The 13,441-nt window shown below is 49.7% G+C and carries 13 protein-coding genes; 7 read left to right on the top strand and 6 right to left on the bottom strand.

Annotated features, from left to right (window positions below; all coding sequences use genetic code 11):
* The first annotated feature begins 202 nt into the window (after nt 1-202).
* The 5 genes from adiY (at nt 203) to pmrB (ending at nt 5,951) form a co-directional block, all read left to right on the top strand.
* Nucleotides 203-964, top strand: coding sequence for a DNA-binding transcriptional activator AdiY (gene adiY, locus HEM79_RS12070; protein WP_001217092.1), 762 nt, complete (start codon nt 203-205; stop codon nt 962-964).
* 136 nt (nt 965-1,100) lie between these two features.
* On the top strand, nt 1,101-2,438 hold the full coding sequence (gene adiC / locus HEM79_RS12065) for an arginine/agmatine antiporter (protein WP_000093133.1): 1,338 nt from the start codon (nt 1,101-1,103) through the stop codon (nt 2,436-2,438).
* A 103-nt stretch (nt 2,439-2,541) separates the two neighbouring features.
* Nucleotides 2,542-4,185 carry a phosphoethanolamine transferase EptA gene (eptA, locus tag HEM79_RS12060; protein ID WP_176243080.1) on the top strand — a complete coding sequence of 548 codons (1,644 nt, stop codon included), beginning with the start codon at nt 2,542-2,544 and terminating at the stop codon, nt 4,183-4,185.
* On the top strand, nt 4,182-4,850 hold the full coding sequence (gene basR / locus HEM79_RS12055; protein ID WP_000697918.1) for a two-component system response regulator BasR: 669 nt from the start codon (nt 4,182-4,184) through the stop codon (nt 4,848-4,850). Before eptA ends, basR begins: the two co-directional genes overlap by 4 nt.
* Nucleotides 4,851-5,951 carry a two-component system sensor histidine kinase PmrB gene (gene pmrB / locus HEM79_RS12050; RefSeq protein WP_001052143.1) on the top strand — a complete coding sequence of 367 codons (1,101 nt, stop codon included), beginning with the start codon at nt 4,851-4,853 and terminating at the stop codon, nt 5,949-5,951.
* Here pmrB and pmrR read toward each other — a convergent pair.
* The 4 genes from pmrR to crfC all read right to left on the bottom strand — a co-directional run bounded on the left by pmrR (nt 5,927) and on the right by crfC (nt 10,986).
* On the bottom strand, nt 5,927-6,016 hold the full coding sequence (gene pmrR, locus HEM79_RS12045) for an LpxT activity modulator PmrR (RefSeq protein ID WP_000797657.1): 90 nt from the start codon (nt 6,014-6,016) through the stop codon (nt 5,927-5,929). The two genes, pmrB and pmrR, sit on opposite strands and share 25 nt — an antisense overlap.
* A gap of 100 nt (nt 6,017-6,116) precedes the next feature.
* Nucleotides 6,117-7,619, bottom strand: a complete 1,503-nt coding sequence (gene proP / locus HEM79_RS12040) for a glycine betaine/L-proline transporter ProP (protein ID WP_010353876.1) — start codon at nt 7,617-7,619, stop codon at nt 6,117-6,119.
* Between the two features lie 269 nt (nt 7,620-7,888).
* On the bottom strand, nt 7,889-8,761 hold the full coding sequence (locus HEM79_RS12035) for a YjcZ-like family protein (RefSeq protein ID WP_176243081.1): 873 nt from the start codon (nt 8,759-8,761) through the stop codon (nt 7,889-7,891).
* Nucleotides 8,758-10,986: a clamp-binding protein CrfC gene (gene crfC / locus HEM79_RS12030; protein WP_176243082.1), complete on the bottom strand. Its 2,229-nt coding sequence runs from the start codon at nt 10,984-10,986 to the stop codon at nt 8,758-8,760. The genes HEM79_RS12035 and crfC overlap by 4 nt, the downstream gene beginning before the upstream one ends.
* Before the next feature lie 398 nt (nt 10,987-11,384).
* On the opposite strand from crfC, the gene HEM79_RS12025 reads away from it, so the two are divergent.
* Together HEM79_RS12025 and yjdN are read left to right on the top strand one after the other, a co-directional pair.
* Nucleotides 11,385-11,720 (top strand): zinc ribbon domain-containing protein YjdM, encoded by a 336-nt coding sequence (locus HEM79_RS12025; protein WP_001300891.1) that lies wholly within the window; start codon nt 11,385-11,387, stop codon nt 11,718-11,720.
* Between the two features lie 139 nt (nt 11,721-11,859).
* On the top strand, nt 11,860-12,303 hold the full coding sequence (gene yjdN, locus HEM79_RS12020) for a VOC family metalloprotein YjdN (protein WP_176243083.1): 444 nt from the start codon (nt 11,860-11,862) through the stop codon (nt 12,301-12,303).
* Nucleotides 12,304-12,366: 63 nt separating this feature from the next.
* On the opposite strand, the gene yjdP is transcribed toward yjdN, so the two are convergent.
* Both yjdP and HEM79_RS12010 read right to left on the bottom strand, forming a co-directional pair.
* Nucleotides 12,367-12,696, bottom strand: coding sequence for a DDRRRQL repeat protein YjdP (gene yjdP, locus HEM79_RS12015; RefSeq protein WP_176243084.1), 330 nt, complete (start codon nt 12,694-12,696; stop codon nt 12,367-12,369).
* A 68-nt stretch (nt 12,697-12,764) separates the two neighbouring features.
* A complete protein-coding gene (locus HEM79_RS12010) occupies nt 12,765-13,397 on the bottom strand; it encodes an N-acetyltransferase (RefSeq protein ID WP_024191182.1) in 633 nt (210 codons plus the stop codon).
* Nucleotides 13,398-13,441: the final 44 nt, after the last annotated feature.

Below are 13,441 nucleotides of genomic sequence, written 5' to 3'. Positions count from 1 at the left end.
GCTTTTTTTTGTTTATTATTTACCCTTCACCACTCTGTAAAAATTTTTGTACATGAGAAATTACTATAAAAATTTGTAATATTAGTAAAACACGTTATTTTTATGCATGTTTTGATTCGTCATACAATTATATAACCAGTCCCCGGTATCTCTCTATGTTGGCGAGATCCACTATTTTTCTTTGCATTTCAGGAGTACATGTATGAGGATTTGCAGCAACCAACCTTGTATAGTTTTATTAACTGAAAAAGATGTCTGGCTAAGAGTGAATGGGAAAGAGCCTATAAGTTTGAAGGCTAACCATATGGCGTTATTAAGTTGTGAAAATAATATTATCGACGTCTCCTCTCTGAATAACACTTTGATTGCGTATATTAGCCTCGACATCATCAAAGATTATCTCCGTTTTCTGAATAAAGATCTCTCGAAAATACCGGTCTGGCAACGTAGCGCCACACCGATTATTTCCCTGCCATGCCTTACACCAGAGGTGTTTCGCGTTGCGGCGCAACATAGCACAGCGCCTGCTGAAACAGAGTCGGAAAAAGAACGAACACGTGCATTATTATTCACTGTGCTCTCTCGCTTTCTCGACAGTAAAAAATTCCTTTCTCTACTTATGTATATGTTACGTAATTGTGTTAGCGACAGCGTTTATCAAATCATTGAAAGCGATATCCATAAAGACTGGAATCTTAGTATGGTAGCCAGTTGTTTATGTCTTAGCCCAAGTTTGTTAAAGAAAAAGCTGAAAAGCGAAAACACCAGTTATAGCCAAATAATAACCACCTGCCGGATGCGTTATGCTGTAAATGAATTAATGATGGATGGGAAAAATATCTCACAGGTGTCACAGTCCTGTGGCTACAACAGCACGTCTTACTTTATTTCTGTATTTAAAGACTTCTATGGCATGACGCCACTCCATTATGTTAGCCAACACAGAGAACGTTCTGTCGCCTGATTTATAACCTTTACGAAGAGATATATTAATAACGGCATCAGCGATAACCCGACTGACGATAATTCAATGCGCGAATGCAGGCGTATGATATGACGTAATTTATTGTCACGAAGCTCGCCTTCGCAGGAGTTTAATTATGTCTTCGGATGCTGATGCTCACAAAGTGGGCTTAATCCCCGTTACTCTGATGGTATCGGGGAATATTATGGGGTCAGGTGTATTTCTGTTACCTGCAAACCTGGCCTCAACTGGCGGTATTGCCATATATGGTTGGTTGGTGACGATTATCGGTGCTTTGGCTTTATCGATGGTCTACGCCAAAATGTCGTTCCTCGATCCCAGCCCTGGCGGTTCGTATGCCTACGCGCGCCGCTGTTTTGGCCCTTTTCTCGGATATCAAACCAACGTTCTCTACTGGCTGGCCTGCTGGATCGGCAATATCGCCATGGTGGTCATTGGCGTCGGCTATTTGAGCTATTTCTTCCCGCTCCTCAAAGATCCGTGGGTATTAACCATCACCTGTGTAGTGGTGCTGTGGATCTTCGTTCTGCTTAATATCGTCGGTCCGAAAATGATCACCCGCGTGCAGGCCGTCGCTACCGTGCTGGCGCTGATCCCAATCGTCGGGATTGCCGTATTCGGCTGGTTCTGGTTCCACGGAGAAACCTATATGGCGGCATGGAACGTCAGCGGCCTGGGCACCTTCGGCGCGATTCAAAGCACCTTAAACGTTACGCTGTGGTCATTTATCGGGGTGGAAAGTGCGTCTGTTGCAGCGGGTGTGGTTAAAAACCCGAAACGCAACGTCCCTATCGCCACCATTGGCGGGGTATTGATTGCCGCCGTTTGCTATGTGCTCTCGACCACCGCGATTATGGGGATGATCCCCAACGCCGCACTGCGCGTTTCCGCCTCACCTTTCGGTGATGCTGCACGGATGGCGCTGGGTGATACCGCAGGGGCCATTGTCTCCTTCTGTGCGGCGGCTGGTTGCTTAGGTTCGCTGGGCGGCTGGACATTACTGGCCGGGCAAACGGCGAAAGCCGCTGCCGATGACGGTCTGTTCCCACCGATTTTTGCCCGCGTCAACAAAGCTGGCACACCGGTAGCCGGGTTGATTATCGTCGGTATCCTGATGACTATCTTCCAGTTCAGCAGCATTTCGCCAAACGCAACCAAAGAGTTCGGTCTGGTCTCTTCCGTATCGGTAATCTTTACCCTGGTGCCTTATCTTTATACCTGTGCAGCTTTACTGCTTTTAGGCCACGGTCACTTTGGTAAAGCGCGTCCGGCGTATCTGGCCATCACCACTATCGCCTTCCTTTACTGCATCTGGGCGGTGGTCGGTTCTGGCGCACAAGAGGTTATGTGGTCATTCGTCACGCTGATGGTGATTACCGCAATGTACACGCTGAACTACAACCGATTGCATAAAAACCCCTATCCTTTAGATGCACCAATAAGCAAAGATTAAGCCCCCTTAATCCAGCAAACATAAAAGCCAACCTTAAGAACTTAAGGTTGGCTTAACTTTGCTTTGCGAGCATATGCGCACTTTGTTCGATGGAAACACCGTGATGTTGAAGCGCCTTCTAAAAAGACCCTCTTTGAATTTACTCGCCTGGCTATTGCTGGCCTCTTTTTATATTGCTATCTGCCTGAACATTGCCTTTTTTAAACAGGTGTTACAGGCGTTACCGCTGGATTCAATGCATAACGTACTGGTTTTCTTATCGATGCCGGTCGTCGCGTTCAGCGTGATTAATATTGTCCTGACGCTAGGCTCTTTCTTATGGCTTAATCGTCCACTGGCCTGCCTGTTTATTCTTGTCGGCGCGTCTGCGCAATATTTCATAATGACTTATGGCATCGTTATCGACCGTTCGATGGTTGCCAATATCATGGATACCACACCTGCGGAAAGCTACGCGTTAATGACACCGCAGATGTTGTTAACTCTGGGATTAAGCGGGGTTCTTGCTGCACTGATTGCCTGCTGGGTAAAAATCAAACCCGCAACCTCACGCCTGCGTAGCGTTCTTTTCCGTGGGGCCAATATTCTGATTTCTGTAATGCTGATTCTGCTGGTCGCCGCGTTGTTTTATAAAGACTACGCCTCGCTGTTTCGCAACAACAAAGAGCTGGTGAAATCCTTAAGCCCCTCCAACAGCATTGTTGCCAGTTGGTCATGGTATTCCCACCAGCGACTGGCAAATCTACCGCTGGTTCGCATTGGCGAGGATGCACACCGCAACCCGTTAATGCAAAACGAGAAGCGTAAAAATCTGACCATCTTGATCGTCGGCGAAACCTCGCGGGCAGAGAATTTCTCACTCAACGGCTACCCACGTGAAACCAATCCGCGTCTGGCGAAAGATAACGTGGTCTATTTCCCCAATACCGCGTCTTGCGGCACGGCAACGGCTGTCTCTGTGCCATGCATGTTCTCGGATATGCCGCGTGAGCATTACAAAGAAGAGCTGGCACAGCACCAGGAAGGCGTGCTGGATATCATTCAGCGAGCGGGCATTAATGTGTTGTGGAATGACAACGACGGTGGCTGCAAAGGTGTCTGCGACCGCGTACCACACCAGAATGTCACCGCGCTGAACCTGCCCGGCCAGTGTATCAACGGCGAATGCTATGACGAGGTGCTGTTCCACGGGCTGGAAGAGTACATCAATAATCTGCAAGGTGATGGCGTGATTGTCTTACACACCATCGGTAGCCACGGCCCGACCTATTACAACCGCTATCCGCCGCAGTTCAGGAAATTTACCCCCACCTGCGACACCAACGAGATCCAGACCTGTTCCAAAGAACAACTGGTGAACACTTACGATAATACGTTGCTCTACGTCGACTATATTGTTGATAAAGCAATTAATCTGCTGAAAGAACATCAGGATAAATTTACCACCAGCCTGGTTTATCTTTCTGACCACGGTGAATCGTTAGGTGAAAATGGCATCTACCTGCACGGCCTGCCTTATGCCATCGCGCCTGATAGCCAAAAACAAGTACCGATGCTGCTGTGGTTGTCGGAGGATTATCAAAAGCGGTATCAGATTGACCAGAGCTGCCTGCAAAAACAGGCACAAACACAGCACTATTCACAGGACAATTTATTCTCAACCCTGTTGGGATTAACCGGCGTCGAAACGAAGTATTACCAGGCTGCGGATGATATTCTGCAAACTTGCAGGAGAGTGAATGAATGAAAATTCTGATTGTTGAAGACGATACACTGTTATTGCAGGGGCTGATTCTGGCGGCACAAACCGAAGGCTACGCGTGCGATGGAGTCACGACCGCGCGGATGGCGGAGCAAAGCCTTGAGGCCGGTCATTACAGCCTGGTGGTGCTGGATTTAGGGTTACCCGACGAAGATGGGCTGCATTTTCTCGCCCGTATCCGGCAGAAAAAATACACCCTGCCGGTACTGATCCTCACCGCTCGCGACACCCTGACCGACAAAATAGCGGGGCTGGATGTCGGTGCCGATGACTATCTGGTAAAACCTTTTGCGCTGGAAGAGTTACACGCCCGCATCCGCGCCCTGCTGCGACGCCATAATAATCAGGGCGAAAGTGAGCTGATTGTTGGCAATCTGACGCTGAATATGGGTCGCCGTCAGGTATGGATGGGCGGCGAAGAGTTGATTCTGACGCCCAAAGAATATGCTCTGCTCTCGCGGCTGATGCTCAAAGCAGGCAGCCCCGTGCATCGGGAAATTCTCTACAACGATATCTACAACTGGGACAACGAACCCTCGACCAACACCCTGGAAGTGCATATCCACAACCTGCGCGACAAAGTGGGCAAAACACGTATCCGCACCGTGCGCGGCTTTGGCTATATGCTGGTCGCGAATGAGGAAAACTAATTGAATCTGATGCGTTTTCTGCGCCGACCAATGTCGCTGCGTCAACGGCTGATATTGACCATCGGCGCTATTCTGCTGGTTTTTGAGCTGATTAGCGTCTTTTGGCTATGGCATGAAAGTACCGAGCAAATTCAGCTCTTTGAGCAGGCGCTACGTGACAATCGCAACAACGATCGCCACATCATGCGTGAGATCCGCGAAGCGGTTGCCAGCCTGATTGTTCCCGGCGTATTTATGGTCAGCCTGACACTATTTATCTGCTATCAGGCGGTGCACCGCATCACACGCCCGTTGGCGGAACTGCAAAAAGAGCTGGAAGCGCGCACTGCTGACAACTTAACGCCCATAGCCATTCACAGTGCCACCCTCGAAATCGAAGCGGTGGTTTCGGCGTTGAACGATCTGGTCAGTCGCCTGACCAGCACGCTGGATAACGAAAGGTTGTTTACCGCTGACGTCGCTCACGAACTGCGAACGCCGCTGGCGGGGGTGCGTTTGCATCTGGAACTGCTGGCGAAAACGCATCACATTGATGTAGCGCCGTTAGTCGCACGGCTTGATCAGATGATGGAGAGCGTCTCCCAGTTGTTGCAACTGGCACGCGCCGGACAGTCATTTTCTTCCGGTAATTATCAACATGTAAAACTGCTGGAAGATGTGATCCTGCCCTCCTATGACGAACTCAGCACCATGCTCGACCAGCGTCAACAAACCTTGCTGTTACCAGAGAGCGCCGCCGACATCACCGTTCAGGGCGACGCGACCCTGCTGCGGATGTTATTGCGTAACCTGGTAGAAAACGCCCATCGCTATAGTCCAGCAGGCAGCAACATTATGATTCAGCTGCAAGAAGATGGCGGTGCGGTAATGGCGGTTGAAGATGAAGGGCCTGGCATTGATGAGAGTAAATGCGGAGAGTTGAGCAAAGCGTTTGTACGAATGGACAGCCGTTATGGCGGGATTGGTCTGGGATTAAGTATTGTCAGCCGCATCACACAGTTGCATCACGGGCAGTTTTTCCTGCAAAACCGGGAAGAGGCTTCCGGCACGCGCGCCTGGGTACGGCTGAAGAAAGATCAGTACGTGGCAAACCAGATATAGAGAAAGCTGCTGACGACCAGCACGCTAAACACAGTCGTTAAACTTTCATAAACACGGTTTTTCATTGCACTCTCCTCCGTTGTCCTGGAGGAGAGTATGCGCGTCAGAGATTAAGTGAACCTTAAGAGTTCGATTGTTGGCCTGATAAGACAGTGCCGTTTCAGCTTACTCATCAATTCGCGGATGTTGCTGCACCAGGCGGGTACGTTTCGCCTGCAAATCGGCAATTTCCTGGTCAATATCCTCGATTTTCTGCTCAATATTATCGTAATGCTCGACGAGAATTTCCTTCGCTTCCTGCAAATCTGACGCCGCAGGCGTCGCACCTTTCAGTGGACGATTCGCCGTCTCTTTCATGGTCACGCCGGTAATCAAACCAATCACCGCCACTACCATCAGGTAATAGGCAGGCATCATCAGATTATGCGAGCTTTCCACCAGCCAGGCCGCCAGCGTTGGCGTCAGACCGGCAACCAGCACTGAAATATTAAATGCCGCCGCCAGCGCACTGTAACGAATATGCGTCGGGAACATCGCTGGCAGCGTTGAGGCCATAACACCCGTAAAGCAGTTAAGGATCACCGCCAGCATCAGCAACCCGGCGAAAATCAGGCCGATAATATTGCTGTTAATCAGGATAAACGCCGGGATCGCCAACGCAAACAACGCAACACTGCCGAGGATCACAAACGGACGACGGCCAAAACGGTCACTCAGCAAGCCCATCACCGGCTGAACAAACAGCATACCGATCATAATCGCGATAATAATCAGCACCCCGTGGTCTTCGGAGTAATGCAGGTTATGCGACAAATAACTCGGCATATAAGTCAGCAACATGTAGTAAGTCACGTTGGTGGCAATCACCAGACCGATACATGTCAACAGACTGCGCCAGTGTTTGGTGGCAATCTCTTTAAACGAGACTTTCGGGCCATCCTGCAAACCTTCGCGGTCACCCTGTTCCAGTTTCTCAACATGTTGCTGAAACGCTGGCGTCTCTTCTAAAGCATGACGAAGATAAAGCCCAATAATTCCCAGCGGCAGCGCGATAAAGAACGGAATACGCCAGCCCCAGTCGAGGAAGTTCTCTTCGCCGACGATGGTCGAAATCAACACCACCACGCCCGCACCCAGCACAAACCCGGCAATAGAACCGAAGTCCAGCCAACTGCCCATAAAGCCACGTTTACGGTCAGGTGAGTATTCCGCAACAAATATCGACGCTCCGGTGTATTCGCCGCCGACCGAGAAACCTTGTGCCATCTTACAAATCAACAGCAGAATCGGTGCCCAAATACCAATAGAGGCATAGGACGGTATTAAACCGATACAGAATGTACTGATCGACATAATCACAATAGTGATAGCGAGGATCTTCTGGCGACCATATTTATCGCCCAACATACCAAAGAAGAGTCCGCCAAGCGGTCGAATCAGAAAGGGAACGGAGAAGGTGGCAAGTGCAGCAACCATCTGCACGCTGGGGTCAGCCCCCGGGAAAAATACTTTACCTAATGCGTAAGCAACAAAGCCATAAACACCAAAATCGAACCATTCCATTGCATTACCCAGCGATGCTGCAGTAATGGCTTTTCGCAGTTTACCGTCATCAATAATGGTGACATCACGAAGGGTTATCGGTTTTACTTTTTTCCTTTTCAGCATAGCTTTCCTCGCAGAGTAAGCCCATTTCCGCACGCGTCAGGCAAATCGACGCGGCGCCCGCAAAAGGGGAGCGGGAATTGCAGGGTGCAATCTCTGTAACAAGCGTAGCTGGTTTGCTTACACGATCCGATTAAGGATTGTACAATCAAACCTGTTGACGCCTGAATTGGGCAGTTAATGACCTTTTTACCCTACCAGCGTTTAAATTTGTGATCAACTTCACACATGGATTTCGTTGAGCACTCATTGATGTAACTGATCATTTACAGTCAATTTACAGAGAAGATTTCTTCGACCATTGCCCCCGCCAGACGCTGCGCTGAACAGAGCCGTGGCATCCCCAGCGCGACGGTTTGCCAGCGTTGAGTTACTGACCAGCAAACGGGCTGCTTATCGGTATCGGACCACTTGCCAAGCCAACTTAAAAAGTCAGCATGATCCCCGCCAGTCGGGGTAGTGGGAGAGGAAAACCATTGATGGTAATAATGGCGAGTAGTCGGTGCCGCATTGATACTTTCAGCCAGATATTGCGTCGCTTTCACGCGTAAATCGTCAAGCAACAACGCCGCTGCTTGTGGATTTCCCAGACGGCAGGCATCACCAAACGCCCCCCAGCGCAGCTCTTCCAAAGCAATAAAACAACGTCCCGGCAGCGACCAGGCGTTGTACGCACCAGCACACCAGCGGGTAAAAATTTGCTCACTCTGCTCACCTGCCTGAACCAGTAACCCTCGTTGCATTAACGCTTTTTCCTTCCAGCGACAGCGGGCAGAAAACCACTCATACAACTCGGCGATTTGCTGGGGAAGTTCCGGGAAAGCAGAGTACGAACGGTGATCCATTTTTTGCAATAGTGCCAGATGTTGCGCGATCTGCGTCAGCGCCAGATGGCCGGGATCAAGCATCGCCGCCAGTTTTTCCACCAATGTCAGGCGCAGGCTAAGTGGCGCATTTAACATTCCGGCATTCGCCCACGCCTGAAGCTGTGTGCGCGCAAGGATCTCCTGCATCAGTCGTTCACGAAACTGCTGCTGATGGGCTTGTGGATAGCGGGCATCATCGCCCTGCGCCAGATCCACCAAAAAGCGGGGATAAACCGACTCCAGTACGCGACCGGAGCCGTCCAGTAACGTCTTTGTCAATACTGTTCTGCCATGAAAAGAGTTTGAATATCATCGCGTAACAACTGAGAGTCCGTATAAATCCAGCCATGAATCATCACGGTCTGTTGCAATTGCTGCTGCATCATCCTGACCACGGATTCATTTTGTTGACGCAGAGCCAGACTATCGCGTAAACGCGCCTGTAATTCCGTCAAACATAACGCGAAATCAGCGAAAAAAGTGTTCATGCCTGCCGTGACAGAATCATCGACCTGAACCGCCAAAGCTTTAGCCATTTGTTGGCAATAAAGATCTACTTCTTCGGTTAACGTTCGTTGTAGCGCACTGTAATCAACGGCCTCTGGCGGTGATTTCTCACCACCCCGTCCCCAGTCAGGCTGATTCAGCCAGCGCGAGAACGTCTCACGCACAATGCCAAAACGGCTGCTCTGCTCATCCGTTGCTTCCTGGTGGGATATTGCATCGCTGAACAACTGGCGAGTATTGAAGTGTGGGACTGCGCCATGAAAAGCAGGAAAATGAAAGCCGGGGCGAAAACCGGACTCATTCAATTCTGTTTTTACCCGCTGCTCGATGGGGTGAATAACATCGGTTAACACCCGGCAAAGGGTTGATTCCAGTTCAGCAAAACGCAGCGTAAAGTCACGGCTGATTTTGGTCTGTGCCGCCTGTAACAGCGTCTCGCAGCGGGTACGAATCTCGCTTAACGACCATGAATCATGTTGAAACAGCGCAGCTAACTGGGTATTCACCTCGTCTTGCTGCTGACGCAGAAAGTCGTTGGCTGATACCAGGGCCACCTCGATTTCATGTTTAATCTCGCCACTCACCTGCACCTGATTGAGCTGCAATAGCTGCATATTTTCTTCAACCTGGCGGATATTTTGCCGCAATTGCTCGCAGACGACGTTCAGCCCGTGTGCGCGAAAATCAAGGTATTCCCGCGCTTGTTGGGCATAATTCAACAACTTATGCGAAGCAGATCGCAGAGCATATAACGACGCGTTGGCGTAGGCAGCATGGAGTAACGCCTGAACCGGTTGCGCGAACAGCGAATCTTCCCACAGTTGATCGGCGGCATGACGAATACGGTCGATATCTGCCAGATCGGCATTGCGCCAGCGCCTGCCAAGCGCGGCATGGGCAAAATCCTCCACCCAGCGTTGTTGCTCCGGCGCAGGCAACTTCCCATTGTTAGCTAACTCATGACGTGCCCGATTCGCCAGATAGCCCCACATCGACGATACCGGAAATATCTGCCCTGGCGTAACACAGCCTTTCATCAGCGTTCCGGAAATCAGCGCCCGCACCTGTTCGGCATCGTCACTGTTACGATCCTGCTGATCGAACTTATTGACGAGCACATACAGCGGTACTGATTTCCCCACCGCTAAAACCGCCTCACGCACCTCTTCATCGGAGATTGACTTCAGTTGCGTATAGTCCAGCACCGCCAGCACTGCGGAGGCGCGCGCCAGTTGCTCGTTAAGCATTTTTTGCAGATGCGGTTGTCCGGCTTCATTCGGTCCGGGGGTATCCAGCAACGTCAACTGCCCGGGATAACTCTCCAGTCCCGCCAGATGGACAAACTCCACTTCAATTACTGGAATATGCTCAATGGCGGCGTAAGCAGAAAAAGGAAAATCGACGTCCAGCGCCTTCGCCAGACGCACCAAATCATTCAAACTTTTCAGGCAATGAAAAATTGGCTGGGCACCAAGATAATATTTTTCAAAAGCAACGCCATTTTCGATCCGCTGCATAAGCGCACGCATATCTTTATCTATTTCCAGCAGTTCGGTCAGATGCTCAATATCGCAATCGTGCAGGCGTTGTTGTAATTGTTGGATTAAACAGTCGATTGGTGCGACATGTGAAAAATGCAGCACCGGTTCTTTTTGCCCCGGCGTATGGCGAATAAGCGTCGGCAGCGCAGTCATAGGGCGATTGCGATTAGGCAGAACTTCAGTGCCAACAATAGCGTTAATGGTGGTTGATTTCCCTGCTTTCATGGTGCCAATAATCGCCAGCACCATTTCCAGACGGGAAATTTTACGCAGCTCATTATTCAGCATCGCATGACGCTCGGCGATATTAGGCTGACTCCAGGGTAAAGTCAGTGGTGGTGCATCTTCTCCGGGCACAGAGAGCGGCATTTTTTCCAGTAACTGCAACTGTTGTCGGGAAAGCTGTAACAGACGCTCAGCCTCCTGACTTAATTCATATATTGTCTGTGTGTACATGGAAAATTCTTCCTTAAGGCAAATTTCATTATTTTTATTTAGCCAGATCGTTTTTTAGTTCTGTTGTCGGCTTTTATAATTACTGCAGGAAATAATTTTATATTTAATATGTTGTTTTTATTAGGATGAATAAATCTCTTCCGACAAGTTAAAAGTCAGAAAGATAAAATAACAATTTAATTAAAAAAAGAACAAGAAGAGAGTTAACCTTAACTTAAATAATAAACAGAGGCAAAAAGATTATTTTCTTTTTGCGTTGTCTTTCAAATGAAAACGATCGTCGACTAAAATCAGCAGTACCCCCGACAAACCCAGGGATTTTGTGTATAATTGCGGCCTTTTTCGGCAATCTGCCGTTTTTTGGCGCTTTTGCCCTGCTGACTTTTGAGGAAATCCACATGTCATTACCACACTGCCCGAAATGCAACTCCGAATACACCTACGAAGATAACGGCATGTACATCTGCCCGGAATGCGCCTACGAATGGAACGACGCCGAACCTGCACAGGAAAGCGACGAGCTGATCGTTAAAGATGCTAACGGCAACCTGCTGGCTGACGGCGACAGCGTTACCATCATTAAAGATCTGAAGGTGAAAGGTAGCTCTTCGATGCTGAAAATTGGCACCAAAGTGAAAAACATCCGCCTGGTTGAAGGCGACCACAACATCGATTGCAAAATCGACGGTTTTGGTCCAATGAAACTGAAATCTGAGTTTGTGAAAAAGAACTGATTTCGAATGCCGGGTGCGATACATCCGGCAACGGTGCCAACTGCCTGATGCGACGCTTGCACGTCTTGTCAGGCCTACTCTTCATCTGTACAAAATTCAAACTACACTTAACTGACTTCTCTTAACTGAGGTCACCATCATGCCGTTAAGTCCCTATATCTCTTTTGCCGGTAACTGTGCCGACGCGATAGCCTATTACCAACGCACGTTAGGCGCGGAACTGCTCTATAAAATCAGCTTTGGGGAAATGCCGAAACCCACGCAGGAAAGCACCGAAGGCTGTCCTTCAGGGATGCAATTTCCCGATACTGCCATCGCCCATGCTAACGTGCGCATTGCCGGAAGCGACATCATGATGAGCGATGCCATACCGTCAGGAAAAGCCAACTACTCCGGCTTTACGCTGGTGCTCGATTCGCAACAGGTCGAGGAAGGGAAACGTTGGTTTGACAACCTTGCCGCCAACGGAAAAATCGAAATGGACTGGCAGGAAACCTTCTGGGCGCATGGCTTCGGCAAAGTTACCGATAAATATGGTGTGCCGTGGATGATTAATGTCGTTAAGCAGCAGTCAACACAATAGCCGGGCTTTAATAGCTGATGGGGAGAATTAGGGGGAGGGGCGATGCCTGCTCCACACCCAACATCACCGCCCATACTCATCTTCCATTCTCCGCTCTTCATCTTCCAGCTGCCGACGCTCCTGATCAAGCTGGCGCTGGCGGTCGTCAAGCTGCCTGCGGCGATCTTCAAACTGGCGGCGGCGGTCGTCATATTGTCTGCGACGATCGTCGCTCACTTGACGCTGCCAGCCGTCGTCGCGCGAATCATCATAGTCACGCCCACGGTCAGGGTTATAAGCGTCGTTAATCGCCTGCTGAATATTACCAATCGTGTCGTCAATAATATCGGCCTGAGCCGGAACAGTGGTCAGCGTGAGCAGGGTGAAAAGAAAGAGCGTGGAGTAAGGTTTCATAAGCCAGTCTCTGTGATGGACTGGCTTAACGTTAGTTGAGTGTGAATAACCGGAGTAGCGGAGTAATCTCAAATACGGTAAGGCGCAGACTCTTCCATTAGCTGGATAGCTCGCCGTTTATTTTCCGCCACCAGCACAATGCTATGACATTTTTGATCCGGAGAAATACTCCAGATACGTTCTTCCGGAATGCAGCCACCATCGTAGATCACTTTCGTGCCATCGTAAGGCCAAAATGCCCCTTGTTCAGTGTCTAAAACAAACACGGAAATCTGATCGGACTCGCGCGCGATCTTCTGCCAGAGCATCTTCCCGCCATCATACTGATCAAAATCGCTGATGAGTGTGATTCCGCATTGCAGGATTAACGCTTCATACAGTCGCGTTGCCAGACCTTTATCGCGTTCACCTGGGGAGACGCAGATACCTTCCACTTGTACCAGATCCGAGTCTTCCCACCAGCGTTCAACGGCAATAATATCGCTGCCGAACTCTTTTTTACGCTGCAGGTCGAGAGCGGCGAGTACCCGATGACGTGGCACGCCTGCAAAAACTTCAATGTCCGCTTCAATGATGGCCGCTCTTGGCGTCTGGCTGTCATAAATCACCTGTAACAGACGCCCGGAAAGCTCGATCTCTTCCACCACGCGAAAAGAACGAGCAACCGTCATTGGGCTATAGGTGGTTGGCATCACGATCATATGTGAATCGCCTCTTGTCAGTACTGGCATAATTCCTTTTATAT

The organism is Escherichia sp. 93.0816, assembly GCF_013368855.2.
GTDB classification, from domain to species: Bacteria; Pseudomonadota; Gammaproteobacteria; order Enterobacterales; family Enterobacteriaceae; genus Escherichia; species Escherichia ruysiae.
This window is presented reverse-complemented; position numbering and strand designations above follow the sequence as displayed.